Source organism: Massilia agrisoli (genome assembly GCF_020831365.1).
GTDB lineage: Bacteria > Pseudomonadota > Gammaproteobacteria > Burkholderiales > Burkholderiaceae_D > Telluria_A > Telluria_A agrisoli.
In genome coordinates, this window is the sequence record NZ_JAJHPV010000010.1 from 128,153 (window position 1) to 143,826 (window position 15,674).

Sequence of the window (15,674 nt, forward strand, 5' to 3'; positions counted from 1 at the left end):
ACGAAAGCGAGACGGTTTGAGTACTTTATATATCCGGCATCCCGCCCGCGGAGAGGGCGAGCATGCCCTGGCCCAGTATGCGCTGGTCGCCGACAGCGGCACCATCGCGCAGCAGGGCGAGGGCGCCTTGCGCAACATGGCCGACGTGGTGGCGTCCAGCCGCAAGGTGGTGGTCATGCTGGCCGCTTCCGACGTCACCTTGCTCCAGGTAAAAGTGCCACCGCTGTCGAGCGCGCGCCTCAGGGCTGCGCTGCCCGGGCTGGTGGAAGAACAGGTGCTGGGCGATCCATCCGACCTCGTGCTGATGCCCGCGCCGGTGTCGGCCCCCGACGGCACCCGCACCGTGGCCGTGGTCCAGCGCTCCTGGCTCGAACCCATCGTCAAGATGCTGCTGGCGCAAGGCGCCCATGGCGTCTCGGCCCTGCCTGCACAGCTGTGCCTGCCGCTGGAGCCTGGCACCGTCTCTGGCGCCATCCGCGGCGGCGAAATCACCTTGCGCATGGGCCAGTTCCAGGGCCTCGGCCTCGACATGACTGGCGCCGAGCCGCTGGTGGCGCTGCAAACGGCGCGTTCGCTCGCCGGCGACGCGCCGCTGACCCTGTACATTCCACCCGCGCAACTCGGCGAATACCAGGCCATCGCGGCCGAAGCCGGCCCCGGCGTCACGCTGGCGGCCGACAACTGGACCAACTGGGTCGACGGTTCCCACACCACCAGCCTTGACCTGGTTCCCGGTCTCGGTGCGGCAGGCGCCCGCGCCGCCGACTGGAAGCGCTGGCGCTGGCCGATCGCGCTGGCGCTGCTGGCCTTCGTGGTCAACGTCGCCGGGCTGAACGTCGAATGGCTGCGCATGAAGCGCGAAGCCGAGGCGCTGCAGCAGTCGATGATCACGACCTTCCGCGCCGCCTACCCGAACGAAACCGTGATCCTCGACCCGGCCGCGCAGATGCGCAAGAACATCGCGACGGCCAAAGCGGCCCAGGGCGAAGTCAGTGCCAACGAGTTCGTCTACCTGGCCGCCGCCTTCGGCGAAGCCATGCGCGGCGCCGGGCGCGAGGCGGCGATCGGCTCGCTGGAGTTCCGCGAGAGCGCGCTCAACGTCCGGCTCAAGCCGGAAGCGAATGACCCGGCCCTGGCCAACCAGGTGAAAAGCGCGCTCGCCGCGCGCGGCCTGTCCCTGACCGAAACGGCTGCCGGCGTCTGGCAGATCCGCAGCACTGGAGCACAATCATGAAGGCCTCGCAATCAATCGGCCAGCTGAAGGAGCGCCTGGCCGTCTACTGGCTCGCGCGCACCGAGAAGGAACGCAAGTACCTGACCGTCGGCGGCGCCGTCGTGCTGGCCACCCTGGTGTACATGATCTTCATCGATCCCGCCCTGACCGGCCGCGCCGAGCTGCGCCAGAAACTGCCCGAGCTGCGCCAGCAGGCCGCCGAGCTTCAGTCGCTGGCGCTGGAAGCGAGCCAGCTGGCCGCGCGCCCGGTGCCGCAGCCAACGCCGATGACGCGCGAGGCGCTGACCGCCAGCCTGGCCACCCGCAGCATCAACCCGCAGTCGCTGACGATGACGGGCGAATTCGCAAAATTGCAGGTGAGTAACGTATCGTTCGCCAACCTGGTCATGTGGCTCGATGCCCAGCGGCGCGAAAACCGGATCGCGGTGCAGGACATGACGGTGACGGCGCTGGGCGCGCCGGGCCAGGTCGATGCCAGCCTGACATTGCACCAGGGTACCGGGGCATCGGCCCGATGAAACGGGCCGCGTTATGGCTGGGTGCAGTCGCCCTCGCGGTCGGCTTGACCGTGCTGCTGTTTTTCCCGGCGACCTGGCTGGGGCCGATCGTCGAGAAGCAGACCGGTGCACGTTTGACTCTGGGGGATGCCCAAGGTACTCTTTGGCGCGGCTCGGCATTCATCGGCGGCGCCCCGGGCGAAGGCGGCTCGGTGACCCCGCTGTTGCCGGGACGTTTTTCGTGGCGCCTGTCCAAGATGGTGCTGTTCGGGCGGGTCGAGCTGGAACTGGAAAACCCGCAGGCCCTGACGCAGCCGGTGCTGGTCACCGGCAGCTGGTCGGAGTGGCAGGTGAGCCCTGCGGCGATCCGCCTGCCGGCCGCCGGCCTGGCCGGGCTGGGCGCGCCGCTGAACACGCTGGCGCCAAGCGGGGTGATGCAGTTGTCGTGGACCACCTTGGCGCTGGCCCGCGCTGGAAATGCCGTGTCCGTCAATGGCCGCACCTTGCTGTCGATGCAGGATATGGGTTCGCGCATGTCGCCCATCAAGCCGCTGGGCAGTTATGAACTGGCGTTCGACTGGCGTGGCCAGCAGGCGCAATTGAATTTGAGAACGGTGCGCGGCGCGCTGCTGTTGTCCGGAACGGGGGCCCTGAACAACGGGCGCCTGCAGTTTTCCGGCCAGGCAGAAGCCGGGCCCGGGTATGAAGACACGCTGGGCAACCTCCTGAACTTGCTGGGCCAACGACGTATGGTGGGCGGCAAGAAAATAATCGCGTTAGAGTTCAAATGATGAAAACAATATCAGGCAGCACCAACCAATTCCCGGCTCTGCGCCGCATCGCCGCCGGCGCCCTGCTGTGCTGCACGGTGCTCACCAGCGCCGGCCCCGCGTGGGCGCAAACCGAGGACCAGGCCGCGCTCAACTTCGTCGGGGCCGACATCGAATCGGTGATCAAGGCGGTGGGCCACTACACCGGCATGACCTTCGTCATCGACCCGCGCGTGAAGGGCACCCTGACCCTGGTGTCGGAAAAATCGATCTCCAAGTCGCAGGCCTTCGCGCTGCTGACTTCCGCGCTGCGCCTGCAAGGCTACGCGGTCGTCACCGCCGACGGCTTTGCCAAGGTGGTGCCGGAAGCGGAAGCCAAGCTGCAGGCCTCGCCGACCCAGGTCGGCGTGCGCGGCTCGCGCGCCCGCGGCGACCAGATCGCCACCCAGATCTACTACCTTAACTACGAGTCGGCGGCCAACCTGACCGCGGTGCTGCGCCCCTTGATCTCGCCGAACAATTCGATCATGGCCAACCCGGGCAACAACAGCCTGGTGATCACCGACTACGCCGACAACCTGCGGCGCCTGTCCAAGATCATCGCCGCGCTCGACGCGCCGGTGGCGGCTGGCGTCGACGTGATCCCGGTCCGCAACGGCATCGCCAGCGACATGGCGGCGATGGTCAACAAGCTGATGGAACCCGGCCCTGGCGGCGACTCCGGCCGCGTGTCGGTGGTGGCCGACCCGCGCACCAATTCGCTGATCCTGCGCGCGCCGTCGGAAGCGCGGGCGCGCCTGGCCCGTTCGCTGATCTCCAAGCTGGACGCGCCCACTTCGCAGGCCGGTAACGTCCATGTGGTCTACCTGAAGAATGCCGACGCCACCAAGCTGGCGCAGACCCTGCGCGCGGTGGTGTCGGGCGACGTCTCGGCGGCGGCGCAGCCGGGCCAGGGCACGGCCGGCGGCAGCATTCCGAGCGGCGGCGGCATGGCCGGCGGGCTGGGAGGACAGCAAGGCCAGCAAGGCGGCATGATGGGCGGCCAGGTCAGCACCCTGGGCGCGCAGTCGCCGGGCCAGCAGCTGGGCGAAGCCACCGGCGGCGGCGGCGCCGGCTTCATCCAGGCCGACGCGTCGACCAACACCCTGATCATCACCGCGCCCGACGCGGTCTACCGCAACCTGCGCGCCGTGATCGATATGCTCGACGTGCGCCGCGCCCAGGTCTACATCGAATCGCTGATCGTCGAGGTCAACTCGGCCAAGGCCGCTGAATTCGGCGTCCAGTGGCTGGGCCTGTCGGGCAACGAGAACAGCAGCTACCGCGTGGGCGGCCTGCAAGGCTTCACCAGCGGCGCCAATAACATCGGCACGATCGCCGCCGGCGCACTGGCCAACCCGCCGGTGCTGCCGAGCGCCAAAGGCCTGACCATCGGCCTGTTCAAGCAGATCAATGGCCAGCTGGGTCTGGGCGCACTGGCGCACGCGCTTGAAACCGACGGCAACGCCAACATCCTGTCGACGCCGAACATGCTCACGCTCGACAACGAACTGTCGACCATCAAGGTCGGCCAGAACGTACCAATCATCAGCGGCCAGTTCACCACGCCGGCCAGCGGCACCGCCAGCAACCCGTTCCAGACCATCGACCGCCGCGACGTCGGCATCACGCTCAAAGTGCGCCCGCAGATTTCCGAAGGCGGTACCATCAAGATGGCGATCTACAGCGAGAATTCGAACGTGGACCCGACCAGCCTTGCCGCCACTTCCGGCGTGACGACCAACATCCGCGTCATCGAGAACAATGTGATCGCCGACGACGGCCAGATCATCGTGCTCGGCGGCCTGATCAAGGACGACACCAGCGACAGCGAAGAAAAGGTGCGCGGCCTGGGCGACATCCCGGTGCTGGGCAACCTGTTCAAGTACCGCAGCCGCCAGCGTACCAAGACCAACCTGATGATCTTCCTGCGCCCGGTGATCGTGCGCAGCAAAGAGGACAGCAACAGCATCGCCACCGACCGCTACGATTTCATGCGTTCGGCAGGCGTGCGCTCGCAGCCGGAAACCGGCTCGGTGGTACTGCCTGACTACGGCACGCCGGTGCTGCCGCCGCTGGTCAACGGCCAGCCGCCGCTGGGCGGCGCGATGGCGCCGGTGCCGGTGCGCCCGCCTGCGGCGCTGGTGCCGGTGCAGCCGCGCAGCACCCCTGCGCCAGCCGAGCCGGATGCGGCCAAGTACCGCCCTGTACAGAAATAGAGAACTGAGATGAACAATCTTTTGCCTTACGCTTTTGCCCGCGACTTCGGCGTGCTCGCGCGTACGGATGGCGATAACGGCAACCCGGTCGAAGTCTGGGTGTCCGGCGCAACCGCGCCGGCGGCCATCGCCGAGGTGTCGCGCCGCTTCGGCCGCATCGCGCTGCGTTCGATGCCGCGCGCCGAACTGGAAGCGGCGATCGCCGGCGCGTACGCCAGCGCCGGCGGCGACGCCTCGCAGGTGGCCGACGAATTCGACGCCGACCTCGACCTGACCAAGCTGCTGCAGGACGTGCCGGCCATCGAAGACCTGCTGGAGTCGTCCGACGATGCGCCTGTCATCCGGATGATCAATGCGCTCCTGACGCAGTCGCTGCGCGAAGGCGCGTCCGATATCCACATCGAGCCGTTCGAACAGACCTCGGTGGTGCGCTTTCGCATCGACGGCGCGCTGCGCGACATCGTCCGTCCGCGCAAGGGCATCCACGCCTCGCTGATCTCGCGTATCAAGATCATGGCGCAGCTCGACATCGCCGAAAAACGCCTGCCGCAGGACGGCCGCATCACCTTGCGCGTGGGCGGCAAGCCGGTCGACGTGCGGGTCTCGACCCTGCCGACCGGCCATGGCGAACGCGCCGTGCTGCGCTTGCTGGACAAGGAAGCCGGCCGCCTCGACCTGTCGCACCTGGGCATGAGCCCGGCCCTGCTGCCGCAGTTCGACACCCTGATCAAGCAGCCGCACGGCATCGTGCTGGTGACCGGCCCGACCGGTTCCGGCAAGACCACCACGCTGTACGCGGCGCTGTCGCGCCTGAACGCGAGCACCACCAATATCCTGACCGTCGAAGACCCGATCGAGTACGACCTGATCGGCGTCGGCCAGACCCAGGTCAACGCCCGCATCGACATGAGCTTCGCCAAGGCCCTGCGCGCCATCCTGCGCCAGGACCCGGACGTGATCATGATCGGCGAGATCCGCGACCTGGAAACGGCGCAGATCGCGGTGCAGGCATCGCTGACCGGCCACCTGGTGCTGGCGACCCTGCACACCAACGATTCGGCCGCCGCAGTCACCCGCTTGCTGGACATGGGCATCGAGCCGTTCCTGCTGTCGTCGTCGCTGCTGGGCGTGATGGCGCAGCGCCTGGTGCGCAAGCTGTGCGTGCACTGCAAGGTCCCGGACGGCCAGTTCTACAAGGCGGTGGGCTGCGACAAATGCGGCCACACCGGCTACCACGGCCGGGTCGGCGTGTACGAGCTGCTGCAAACGAACGATGAAATCCGCGCGCAGATCCACAACCGCGCCTCGGAAGCGGACATCCGCACTGCCGCGCAGCGCTCGGGCATGAAGACCATGCGCGAGGACGGCGAACGCTGGCTGCGCGACGGCACCACGACCCAGGCCGAACTGCTGCGCGTGACCAAGGACTAGGCCGACCACGATGCCAGCATTCCGTTACGAAGCCGTCGACGACGCCGGCGCCACCAGGAAGGGCGTGGTCAACGCCGACAGCCCGCGCTCGGCGCGCGCCGACCTGCGGCTGCAGGGACTGACGCCGCTCAATGTCGAAGCCATCGCCGCCCAGCTGGACGCGAGCGGCGTGGCCAAGAGCCGCGGCATCGGCGAAAAGCTGACCCAGGTCGAGCTGGCGCTGTTCACCCGCCAGCTGGCCAGCCTGCTGGAAGCGGGCCTGCCGCTGGAGCAGGCCTTCACCGCCCTGCTGGAGCAGGCCGAACGTCCGTATGTGCGCGACCTGATCGCCTCGATCCGCGCCGAAGTGATGGGCGGCGCGCCGTTCTCCGACGCGCTGTCGCGCCACCCGCGCGACTTCGCCGAAATCTACCGCGCGCTGGTCGCGTCGGGCGAGCAGATCGGCCACCTGGCGCGCGTGCTGTCGCGCCTGGCCGACTACATCGAGCGCCGCAACGCGCTGGTGCAGAAGGTACGGCTGGCCTTCCTGTACCCGGCCATCGTTACCGTGCTGGCGTTCGCGATCGTCATCTTCCTGCTGACTTATGTGGTGCCGCAGATCGTCTCGGTGTTCGCCAACACCAAGCAAAAACTGCCGCTGCTGACCGTGATGATGCTGGGCGTATCGAACTTTGTGCGCGGTTACGGGATCTATGTCGCTGTGGCGATGATCGGCGCCTTCTTCATGTGGCGGCGGGCGCTGCAGAACGCCGACCTGAAGCGGCGCTGGCATACCTGGCTGCTGACCGCGCCGATCTACGGCAAGTTCGAGCGCAGCCTGAACACCGCGCGCTTTGCCAGCACCCTGGCCATCACCACCGGATCGGGCGTGCCGATCCTGCATGCGCTCGACACCAGCCGCGACACGCTGTCGAACGTGGCCATGAAGGAGCTGGTCGAGCAGGCCAGCGCCAGCGTGCGCGAGGGCGTCAGCCTGGCGCGGGCGCTGTCGGCGCAGAAGCACTTTCCGCCCATGCTGATCCACATGATCCGCGCGGGCGAGATTACCGGCGAACTGCCGGCCATGCTGGACCGGGCGGCGCTGTCGCAGCAGGCCGACGTCGAGCGGCGGACGCTGACCATCGCGGGCTTGCTGGAGCCGCTCCTGATCGTCGCGATGGGTATTGTGGTGCTGCTGATCGTGCTCGCGGTGCTGATGCCGATTATTGAAATCAACCAGCTGGTGCGGTAACGAAGGAACCCGATGAAGCGCATGCCTTTACTTTTAACCCTGCTGGCCCTGGTGGCCCTGTCGGCCTCGGTCGCATACTGGGTCCTGCAGCTGTACAAGCCTGAACAGCGTCCGCTGGCCGCCGCGCCGGTTGCCGACCTGCCGGCGCCGGCGGTGGACGCCGCCGCGACGCTGTTTGGCGGCCAGGCCATGGCCGCGGTGGCGACCAACTACCAGCTGACCGGGGTGGTTGCGGCGGGCCGCAACAGCGTGGCCATCCTGGTGGCGGATGGACAGCCAGCCAAGGCCTTCCCGGTCGGGAAAGAGCTGTCGGCCGGCGTCGTGGTGAAGGAAGTGCATCCGCGTTACGTGATGCTGTCGGAAGGCGGCGTGCTGAAGCGGATCGAGCTGGCGGTCGACGTCAAGCCGCCGGCCGACATGGCCGCGCCGCTGCCGATGGATGCGCCGGCGCCGCCGGCCTATCCGCAGCAGGGACAGCCGATGCCGCAGCAGCAGCCGATGCCAACCCCCGCGCCGGCGCCCGCAACGCCGCAGCCACGCCCGCTGCCGCAGTCCCAGCTGACGCCGGAACAGCAGCAGGAACTGCAGCAGGAACAGCAAGAACAGAATGAGCCGCCGCAGGGGCCGGAAGGGGAGCCGCCGCCGCCAGTGCCAATGGCGCGGCCGGTCGAGGGCGCCGCCGTTCCTCCGCCGCCTGCGCCGCCAGTGCAGATGCCGCCGGCGACGCGCAATGTCGGCATGCCGGGGCCGGCGCCGGTGTCGCAATAAATTGACGTGCATGGGTTCCCGCTTGCGCGGCAACGACCGGGATCTTACTCGTCGTCCGGTTTCAGCTTCGCCTTTTCGAGCGCGCGTTTTTCAGCCTGGCGCTGCGCGGACTTGCTCTTGACGTGGGCGCCCGCCGAACGCTGCTTTGCCAGCGCCGCGAGCGGGTTGCGGGGCTTGCCGAACGCTTGCGATGGCTCTATCCGCAGCCGCATCTTCTGCCGCGTCGCCAGTGCCTTGTTCGCCATTCCCCGCCTCCCTTGCCTTAACGATTAAAGAACGTAGCGCGACAAGTCTTCGTTGTCGGCCAGCTTGTCCAGGCGCGCGTTGACATAGCCCGCGTCGATGGTCAGCACCTGGCCGCTGCTTTCGCTGGCGGTGAAGGAAATCTCCTCCAACAGCTTCTCCATCACCGTGTACAGGCGGCGCGCGCCGATGTTCTCGGTGCGTTCGTTGACCGAGTACGCGATCTCGGCCAGCCGGGTAATGCCGTCCGGCGCGAAATCGATCTTCACGCCTTCGGTGGCCAGCAGCGCTTCGTACTGCGTGGTGAGGCAGGCGTCGGTACTGGTCAGGATGCACTCGAAATCGGCGATCGACAGCGACTCAAGCTCGACCCGGATCGGGAAGCGGCCCTGCAGCTCGGGGATCAGGTCCGACGGCTTGGCAAGGTGGAAGGCGCCCGAGGCGATGAACAGGATGTGGTCGGTGCGGATCATGCCGTACTTGGTGTTGACGGTGGTGCCTTCGACCAGCGGCAGCAGGTCGCGCTGCACGCCGGCGCGCGAGACATCGGCGCCGCCCGTTTCCGAACGCGAGGCGATCTTGTCGATCTCGTCGAGGAACACGATGCCGTTCTGCTCGACGTTGGCAATCGCCTTCTGTTTCATTTCGTCGTCGTTGACCAGCTTGGCCGCTTCTTCCTCGGCCAGCAGCTTCATCGCTTCGGCGATCTTCACCTTGCGCGGCTTCTTGCGCGCCGCACCCATGCCCGAGAACATCGACTTGATCTGCTCGGTCATTTCTTCCATGCCCGGCGGCGCCATGATTTCCATCTGCGGCGCGGCCTCAGCCACCTCGACCTCGATCTCGCGGTCGTTCAGCGATCCTTCGCGCAGGCGCTTGCGGAAGGTCTGGCGCGTGTTGTCGCCTTCCTTCGGCTCGGTACTGGCGGTGCCGGCGTTGAAACCGAAGTCGCGCGGCGGCGGCACCAGGATGTCGAGGATGCGGTCTTCCGCGGCGTCCTCGGCGCGCTGGCGCACTTTTTTCATTTCGCTGGCGCGGGTCTGCTTGACGCCGATGTCGATCAGGTCGCGGATGATGGTGTCGACGTCGCGGCCGACATAGCCCACCTCGGTGAACTTGGTCGCTTCGATCTTGATGAAGGGCGCATCGGCCAGGCGCGCCAGGCGGCGGGCGATTTCGGTCTTGCCGACGCCGGTAGGGCCGATCATCAGGATGTTTTTCGGCGTGATCTCGTGGCGCAGCGGCTCCTCGACCTGCTGGCGGCGCCAGCGGTTGCGCAGCGCGATGGCAACCGCGCGCTTGGCCTTGCCCTGGCCGACCACGTGCTTGTCCAGTTCCGAGACGATTTCGGGGGGAGTCATGTTCATGATTGAGTTAGGCACGATGCTTAGTCCAGGGTTTCCACAATGTGGTTCAAATTAGTGTAGATGCACAGCTGGCCGGCGATGGTCAGCGACTTGTGCACGATCTCGGCAGGCGACAAGTCGGTGTTTTCCTGCAGCGCCTTGGCCGCGGACTGGGCGTAGCTGCCGCCCGAGCCGATCGCGCCCACGCCGTCCTCGGGCTCGAGCACGTCGCCGTTGCCGGTGATGACCAGGGTCGATTCGGCGTCGGCGACCAGCAGCATCGCCTCCAGGCGGCGCAGGATGCGGTCGGTGCGCCAGTCCTTGGCCAGTTCGACCGAAGCGCGCAGCAAATGTCCCTGGTGTTTTTCGAGCTTGCCTTCGAAGCGGTCAAGCAGGGTGAAAGCGTCGGCGGTGCCGCCGGCGAAGCCGCACAGGACCTTGCCCTGGTACAGCTTGCGCACCTTGCGGGCAGTGCCCTTCATGATGATGTTGCCGAGAGTCACCTGACCATCGCCGCCGAGGGCCACTTGCCTGCCGCGCCGTACGCACAAAATGGTGGTGCCGTGAAATTGTTCCATGTCAGCCTCTGAGTTATCTAGCCCACAAGAAGTGGGGATGCTCGGGCAAATTGCAAGATATGACGATGACGGGTTGGCCGGTTGCCGCCCGCACTCGATACGTCGTTCCCGCGAAGGCGGGAACCCATGCTGAGCTTGCTTCCTATGGGTTCCCGCATTCGCGGGAACGACGGGATCAGTATTTGTGGGGGAACAGGCGCGCAACCCCGGCGTAGCCAAGCAGTTTGAACAGCGCCGCCACCAGGTGATTCACATCGCGCATCTCAATCTTCTTGCCGCTGCCCGCGAGCGCCCGCAGGCGCGCCTGCAGCGCCACGGCGGCGCCATACTCGACCCGTGCCAGCCTTGAGCAGTCGAGCAGCACCACCTCGCTCTCCTGCGCGTAGCCGTCGATCGCTTGAAACAAGTTAGCCGTATCGCCTTCAATAACTGGCGGCAACATAAACCGTTCGCCACTGACCGGCCCGCTGGTAGCGGTCGCTACCTTGCCGGGCGCCTCGAACGAGGGCGGCGAGACCTCGAAAGTGACGCAGTAATCCATCGCGGTTTCTTCGAAGTCCTTTTCGCGGTTCAGCAATTGGAGCAGGGCGAGCAGCAGCAGCCACGGCGCCGGGCTGCTTTCGCGCTCGCCGATAATCGTGCTTTGCCGCGCCAGCGCCGCCAGCTCGGCCGCACCGGCCACCACCAGCTCGCTGCCGCGCGCATGCAGCCCGGTGAGCGTGCGCGCCAGCAGGTCGCAGCCTTCCGGCGCCAGTTGCGTGATGCGGCCAAGTTCAAGCCGCAAGAGCTTGCCGGGCGCAGCCAGCTGGGCCAGGCGCTCCAGCTTCGGCGCGACATGGGCGTCGAGCGTGCCTTCCAGTACTTCCGTCGGCGTGACGCCGGCGTAGGGCTGGCCGGCGGCGGCGGCAGCCGGCAGCAGTGGATTCCATGCCGGCGGCGAGGTCTCGAAACGGCTGGCGTAGTCGATCGCCAGGTTGTCGAAGTCGAGCGGGCGGTCGCCGGCCTGGTACAGGTCGAACAGCATCCACCACACGCTGCGGTCATGCTGGCCGGCGTCCCCCAGGCTGTCGCGCAGCATATGTTCGGCGGCCACGGCCTGCCCGTTGGCGTACAGGATGGCGCTTTCCTCGACTACCGGGGCGGCCTGGGCTTCGACCGGCGCGTCGGGCAGCACGTCGTCGCCCAGCAGCTCGGTGGTGGGCAGCTCGAGCATCGGCAGGGTGCCGGGGCCTTGTTCTTGCTGGAAGCTGGTCAGCGGCCGGCGCGGTCCGCTGCCCCAGGCCGGTTCCGGCGTGTTGAAAATATCGTTGGCCATGGCCGACTCGATGGCATCGATCTTGGCGGCTGTTGCGCGCGCAATCTCGCGCAGGCGGGCGCGCTCGGCTTCGGTCTCTTGCGGCAGGCGCGAGGGTTCACCCACGCGCAGGCGTGTCTCTGGCGGCGGCACAAGGCTGTCGCTGTCGTCGTTCTTGCGTTTGAACCTGGAGAAAATACCCACGTCATGTCCTGTTACGTCGTTTCACGCTGCGTCAACTACGGTAGCACGGACGGGCGCGCTTGATCGCCACGCCTCGCCCTGAAAGCAAAAAAGCATGCGGCGTGAGGCGCATGCTTTTTTGCGGGAAACGGCGCGATCAGTCGCCGTACAGCTTCTGCTTCAGCTCGCGGCGCTGCTGCGCTTCGAGCGACAGGGTGGCGGTCGGGCGGGCGATCAGGCGCGGGATGCCGATCGGCTCGCCAGTCTCTTCGCACCAGCCGTATTCGCCGGCGTCGATCGAGGCAATCGACTGCTGCACTTTCTTGAGCAGCTTGCGCTCACGGTCGCGGGTGCGCAGTTCGAGCGCATGTTCTTCTTCGATCGTGGCGCGGTCGGCCGGGTCTGGCACCAGGACGGTTTCGCGCAGGTGCTCGGTGGTTTCGCCGGCGTTCTTCAACAGGTCTTTTTCAAGTTGCTGCAAGCGTGCCTTGAAAAACGCCAACTGGTCCGCGTTCATGTAGTCCTTCTCGCCCATTGCCCGGATTTCTTCTTCGGACAGGACGCGGGCTTCTGTGTTCACGGCTGGGGTCGATTTAGTTGTTTTAGTCATGACTTCACTTACCTTCGATACGACAGAGGTTTTCATTTTATCAGCTAACCCAACAGCATCTTCTGCTGCCGGGTCGCTTGCCTTGACGGCCGGCTGTCCGCCCGTCACTTTACTGCCTGCCTTCGCAGTTGCTGCACTTTTGATCTTGCTTCCCGCTGCAGTGGCGCGCGAGGCCGGCTTGGCCGTGGCCGCCGGTTTCGCTTTTCCGCTTGCCGGTGCCGGGACGGCTAGCGCCGTTTCGGTGGCCTTGATGGCCGGTTTCGTATCGCTACTTTTCATGATGCCACCCCTTTAGTCGTCAGGCGCAGGAACCATCCAATGCATATCGGAAACCGGGATAGTTTATACCAAACATTGTTCCAATCCGCGGATAAACACGTCTTTTGGTAAATTTTTGCCAATAAAGACCATTTTGCTGCCACGTTCCTCGTCTTCACCCCATTTGCCGCCGATATCGCTGCCCATGATCTGGTGCACGCCCTGGAACACCACCTTGCGGTCGGCGCCTTCCATCAGCAGCACACCCTTGTAGCGCAGCATGCGCGGGCCGAACACGTTGACCAGGCTGCCCAGGAATTCATCGAGGCGGGCCGGGTCGAACGGGCGCGTACTCTTGAACACGAAGGCGGCGATGTCGTCGCTGTGGTGGCTGTGGTGGTGGTCGTTGCTGTGGTCGCAGGCTTCCGTATGTACATGCTCGTGCTCGCCGTCGTGGTCGTGCGCGTGGTGGTGGCCGTGGTCGCTGGCCTCGTCCGCGGTCAGGAAACCCGGATCGAGTTCGAGCTTGTCGTTCAGGTTGAAGCCGCGGATGTCGAGCACCTCGGCCAGCGGGGCGCGTCCGAAGTCCGACTGGTTCATCGGCGCGCGCGGGTTGATGCGCTTGAGCCGGGTCTTCAGCTCGGCCAGCTGGGCGGCGTCGACCAGGTCGGTCTTGGAAATCAGGATCTTGTCGGCGAAGCCCACCTGGCGCTGGGCTTCCTCGTGCTCGTCGAGCTGGGTCATCGCGTGGCGCGCGTCGACCACGGTGACCACCGCATCGAGCAGGTAGTGGGCGCCGACTTCCTCGTCGACAAAGAAGGTCTGGGCCACCGGGCCCGGGTTGGCAAGGCCGGTCGTTTCAATGACCACGCGGTCGAACTGGATTTCGCCTGCGTCGCGCTTTTGCGCCAGCTTCGTCAGCGCCACGATCAGGTCGCCGCGCACGGTGCAGCAGATGCAGCCGTTGTTCATCTCGACGATCTGCTCGCTGCTGTCTTGCACCAGGATCTCGTTGTCGATGTTTTCCTGGCCGAACTCATTCTCGATGACGGCAATGCGCAAGCCGTGGTCCTCTTGCAGGATGCGGTTGAGCAGGGTGGTTTTGCCTGCGCCCAGGAAGCCGGTCAGGATGGTGCTAGGAATCAATGCCATGTTGTTTTGTCGTTCGTGATGATAATGCGGCCGCCAGGGCGGCAGGTAAGCGAGGGATTATGCCGGATTTCCCGATTTGCTTCCAAAAACCGCGTTTTGGCTTGATGCGGATCATGCCGAGGCTGCCCAGTTACTTGGATTTTGCGCGCGGGTGGGCTTTGTCGTAGGCCGCGGCGAGGTGCTGGAAATCGAGCGCTGTATACACCTGCGTCGACGTGATGCTGGCGTGGCCGAGCATTTCCTGCACCGCGCGCAGGTCGCCCGACGACTGCAGCACATGCGAGGCGAACGAGTGGCGCAGCACGTGCGGATGGACGTTGACGGTGGTGCCCACGCGCAGCGCGTGCTGCTTGAGGCGGGTCTGGATCACGCGCGGCGAGATGCGGGCGCCGCGCACCGACACGAACAGTGCCGCGCTGCCGTCCGATGGGGAAGGGCGCACCGCCAGCCATGCCGCCAGCGCCTCGATCGCGTGGCCCCCGGCCGGCACCTTGCGCATCTTGCCGCCCTTGCCGGTCACCACCACTTCCTTCGCGTCGAGGTCGATCCAGCCGAGCGACGCGGCAGCGCCCGCCGAGGGATCGGCCTTGCGGTAAGCCACGTCCAGTCCAGCCAGTTCCGACACCCGCAGGCCGCTCGAATACATCAGCTCGAACATCGCGCGGTTGCACAGGTCGGCAGGTTCGGGATTGCTGTGCGCGTGGGACGGCGTCGAAACAAGGTGCACCGCATCGTCCACCGACAGCGCCTTGGGCAGGGAGCGCGCGCGCTTGGGCGGGCGCACGCCGTCGACCGGGTTGGCCGCCAGCTGCGTGCTGCGCGCCAGCCAGCCGAAGAAACCGCGCCAGCACGACAGCCGGCGCGCGATCGAGCGCGGGTTCAGGTCTTGCGCATGCAGTTTGGAGGCCAGGCGGCGGATGTCAGCATGCACCACCGTGTCCCAGCCCGCTGCGCCGGTCAGCGCGGCAAGCTCGGCCAGGTCGCGCCGGTAGGCGAGGATGGTGTGCGGGGACAGCTGGCGCTGGGTGGCAAGTTCGAGCAGGTACTGTTCCACCGCTTCAAGCTTGCCGGCCGTGTCCATGAGTTCAGGCGCGCAGGGCTTCCAGCGCCGCGCTGGCGATGTCGCCAATGTGGGTGAGGAAGTCGGTCGCCATCACCGAGGTGAAGCGTTCCGGGTCGGGCGAACCCATGATCAGGAGGCCAAAGGCGCCCGCGCTGCTGCGCAGCGGCAGGATCACGGTCGATTGCACCGATGCCGCGTCGTCCAGCCAGCGCACCGCTTCAAAATCGTGGTTGCTGCCGCAGTAAGGCGCCAGCAGGCTGTTGGCGAAGATGCGGGCGTCGTCCGACACGCCTTCGGCAAACCAGCTGCCCTGATGCTGGGCAGCCAGGTCCCAGAGGCGCAAGGTCGCTTGCGGCACGCCGAAGTGTTCTTTCAGGCCATCGACCAGCACGCGCGGCAGGTCGCCGTTGTTGCGCGCACGCAGCAAGTCCGCGGTCCAGCCGTGGAAACGGTTGGCGATGGCGGCGTTTTCCTGGGCGGTGCGGACCAGCTGGGACATGCTCAGTTCCAGCGTTTTGTACTTGTCGCGCATCACTTCCATCTGGCGCTCCTGCAGGGACACCGTCTTGCCCGTCAGCGGGCTCGACAGTTTTACCTTGGCGAGCAGGCCGGTATGTTCTTCGAAGAAGTGGGGATTGTCAGCCAGGAATTCGGCGACGGCTGCGGAGTCCAGTAAAGCGGTCATTGATGTCATGTGTTCGAGGGGAGACGCAATTCTAACCGACTGCCGCGCCCGGACAGTGAAAACATTTCGGCAA

At 66.2% G+C, this 15,674-nt stretch carries 16 protein-coding genes; 8 read left to right on the forward strand and 8 right to left on the reverse strand.

Annotation, left to right across the window (positions count from 1 at the left end; genetic code table 11):
• Nucleotides 1-16: 16 nt before the first annotated feature.
• Genes gspL through LMJ30_RS07110 form a run of 7 tightly spaced genes read left to right on the forward strand, consistent with a single transcriptional unit; the run spans nucleotide 17 to nucleotide 8,189 of the window.
• Nucleotides 17-1,234 carry a type II secretion system protein GspL gene (gene gspL / locus LMJ30_RS07080; protein WP_229431635.1) on the forward strand — a complete coding sequence of 406 codons (1,218 nt, stop codon included), beginning with the start codon at nucleotides 17-19 and terminating at the stop codon, nucleotides 1,232-1,234.
• Nucleotides 1,231-1,752, forward strand: coding sequence for a type II secretion system protein M (locus LMJ30_RS07085; RefSeq protein WP_229431636.1), 522 nt, complete (start codon nucleotides 1,231-1,233; stop codon nucleotides 1,750-1,752). The genes gspL and LMJ30_RS07085 overlap by 4 nt, the downstream gene beginning before the upstream one ends.
• Complete coding sequence (gene gspN, locus LMJ30_RS07090) at nucleotides 1,749-2,522, forward strand: type II secretion system protein N (protein ID WP_229431637.1); 774 nt, start codon at nucleotides 1,749-1,751, stop codon at nucleotides 2,520-2,522. Before LMJ30_RS07085 ends, gspN begins: the two co-directional genes overlap by 4 nt.
• On the forward strand, nucleotides 2,522-4,759 hold the full coding sequence (gspD, locus tag LMJ30_RS07095) for a type II secretion system secretin GspD (protein WP_229431691.1): 2,238 nt from the start codon (nucleotides 2,522-2,524) through the stop codon (nucleotides 4,757-4,759). Before gspN ends, gspD begins: the two co-directional genes overlap by 1 nt.
• Nucleotides 4,760-4,768: 9 nt before the next feature.
• On the forward strand, nucleotides 4,769-6,190 hold the full coding sequence (gene gspE, locus LMJ30_RS07100) for a type II secretion system ATPase GspE (protein WP_229431638.1): 1,422 nt from the start codon (nucleotides 4,769-4,771) through the stop codon (nucleotides 6,188-6,190).
• A 10-nt stretch (nucleotides 6,191-6,200) separates the two neighbouring features.
• Nucleotides 6,201-7,421 carry a type II secretion system inner membrane protein GspF gene (gene gspF, locus LMJ30_RS07105; RefSeq protein ID WP_229431639.1) on the forward strand — a complete coding sequence of 407 codons (1,221 nt, stop codon included), beginning with the start codon at nucleotides 6,201-6,203 and terminating at the stop codon, nucleotides 7,419-7,421.
• A 21-nt stretch (nucleotides 7,422-7,442) separates the two neighbouring features.
• Nucleotides 7,443-8,189 carry a type II secretion system protein N gene (locus LMJ30_RS07110; protein ID WP_229431640.1) on the forward strand — a complete coding sequence of 249 codons (747 nt, stop codon included), beginning with the start codon at nucleotides 7,443-7,445 and terminating at the stop codon, nucleotides 8,187-8,189.
• A 44-nt stretch (nucleotides 8,190-8,233) separates the two neighbouring features.
• On the opposite strand, the gene LMJ30_RS07115 is transcribed toward LMJ30_RS07110, so the two are convergent.
• From LMJ30_RS07115 to dksA, 5 genes are all read right to left on the reverse strand, one after another.
• Nucleotides 8,234-8,434, reverse strand: a complete 201-nt coding sequence (locus LMJ30_RS07115) for a hypothetical protein (RefSeq protein ID WP_229431641.1) — start codon at nucleotides 8,432-8,434, stop codon at nucleotides 8,234-8,236.
• Between the two features lie 24 nt (nucleotides 8,435-8,458).
• Nucleotides 8,459-9,799, reverse strand: coding sequence for an ATP-dependent protease ATPase subunit HslU (gene hslU / locus LMJ30_RS07120; protein WP_229431642.1), 1,341 nt, complete (start codon nucleotides 9,797-9,799; stop codon nucleotides 8,459-8,461).
• A 20-nt stretch (nucleotides 9,800-9,819) separates the two neighbouring features.
• Nucleotides 9,820-10,356 carry an ATP-dependent protease subunit HslV gene (gene hslV / locus LMJ30_RS07125; protein WP_229431643.1) on the reverse strand — a complete coding sequence of 179 codons (537 nt, stop codon included), beginning with the start codon at nucleotides 10,354-10,356 and terminating at the stop codon, nucleotides 9,820-9,822.
• A gap of 175 nt (nucleotides 10,357-10,531) precedes the next feature.
• Nucleotides 10,532-11,854 (reverse strand): STAS domain-containing protein, encoded by a 1,323-nt coding sequence (locus LMJ30_RS07130; RefSeq protein ID WP_229431644.1) that lies wholly within the window; start codon nucleotides 11,852-11,854, stop codon nucleotides 10,532-10,534.
• 136 nt (nucleotides 11,855-11,990) lie between these two features.
• The gene (gene dksA, locus LMJ30_RS07135; protein ID WP_229431645.1) at nucleotides 11,991-12,443 is read right to left on the reverse strand and encodes an RNA polymerase-binding protein DksA; all 453 of its coding nucleotides are present in this window, start codon (nucleotides 12,441-12,443) and stop codon (nucleotides 11,991-11,993) included.
• On the opposite strand from dksA, the gene LMJ30_RS07140 reads away from it, so the two are divergent.
• Nucleotides 12,442-12,738, forward strand: coding sequence for a hypothetical protein (locus tag LMJ30_RS07140; RefSeq protein ID WP_229431646.1), 297 nt, complete (start codon nucleotides 12,442-12,444; stop codon nucleotides 12,736-12,738). The genes dksA and LMJ30_RS07140 overlap by 2 nt on opposite strands.
• Before the next feature lie 47 nt (nucleotides 12,739-12,785).
• Here the strand turns inward: LMJ30_RS07140 and LMJ30_RS07145 are convergent, their stop codons facing one another.
• From LMJ30_RS07145 to LMJ30_RS07155, 3 genes are all read right to left on the reverse strand, one after another.
• Complete coding sequence (locus LMJ30_RS07145) at nucleotides 12,786-13,853, reverse strand: CobW family GTP-binding protein (protein WP_229431647.1); 1,068 nt, start codon at nucleotides 13,851-13,853, stop codon at nucleotides 12,786-12,788.
• A gap of 130 nt (nucleotides 13,854-13,983) precedes the next feature.
• Entirely contained in the window at nucleotides 13,984-14,934 is a 951-nt protein-coding gene (locus LMJ30_RS07150; protein WP_229431648.1) for a tyrosine recombinase XerC, read from the reverse strand.
• 4 nt (nucleotides 14,935-14,938) lie between these two features.
• Nucleotides 14,939-15,601, reverse strand: a complete 663-nt coding sequence (locus LMJ30_RS07155) for a DUF484 family protein (RefSeq protein WP_229431649.1) — start codon at nucleotides 15,599-15,601, stop codon at nucleotides 14,939-14,941.
• Nucleotides 15,602-15,674: the final 73 nt, after the last annotated feature.

Coding starts and splice junctions, on each gene's coding strand:
- LMJ30_RS07085 (WP_229431636.1), top strand. CDS start 1,231: ATGAAGGCCTCGCAATCAATCGGCCAGCTGAAGGAGCGCCTGGCCGTC.
- gspN (WP_229431637.1), top strand. CDS start 1,749: ATGAAACGGGCCGCGTTATGGCTGGGTGCAGTCGCCCTCGCGGTCGGC.
- gspD (WP_229431691.1), top strand. CDS start 2,522: ATGAAAACAATATCAGGCAGCACCAACCAATTCCCGGCTCTGCGCCGC.
- gspE (WP_229431638.1), top strand. CDS start 4,769: ATGAACAATCTTTTGCCTTACGCTTTTGCCCGCGACTTCGGCGTGCTC.
- gspF (WP_229431639.1), top strand. CDS start 6,201: ATGCCAGCATTCCGTTACGAAGCCGTCGACGACGCCGGCGCCACCAGG.
- LMJ30_RS07110 (WP_229431640.1), top strand. CDS start 7,443: ATGCCTTTACTTTTAACCCTGCTGGCCCTGGTGGCCCTGTCGGCCTCG.
- LMJ30_RS07115 (WP_229431641.1), bottom strand. CDS start 8,434: ATGGCGAACAAGGCACTGGCGACGCGGCAGAAGATGCGGCTGCGGATA.
- hslU (WP_229431642.1), bottom strand. CDS start 9,799: ATGAACATGACTCCCCCCGAAATCGTCTCGGAACTGGACAAGCACGTG.
- hslV (WP_229431643.1), bottom strand. CDS start 10,356: ATGGAACAATTTCACGGCACCACCATTTTGTGCGTACGGCGCGGCAGG.
- LMJ30_RS07140 (WP_229431646.1), top strand. CDS start 12,442: ATGACTTCACTTACCTTCGATACGACAGAGGTTTTCATTTTATCAGCT.
- dksA (WP_229431645.1), bottom strand. CDS start 12,443: ATGACTAAAACAACTAAATCGACCCCAGCCGTGAACACAGAAGCCCGC.
- LMJ30_RS07145 (WP_229431647.1), bottom strand. CDS start 13,853: ATGGCATTGATTCCTAGCACCATCCTGACCGGCTTCCTGGGCGCAGGC.
- LMJ30_RS07150 (WP_229431648.1), bottom strand. CDS start 14,934: ATGGACACGGCCGGCAAGCTTGAAGCGGTGGAACAGTACCTGCTCGAA.
- LMJ30_RS07155 (WP_229431649.1), bottom strand. CDS start 15,601: ATGACCGCTTTACTGGACTCCGCAGCCGTCGCCGAATTCCTGGCTGAC.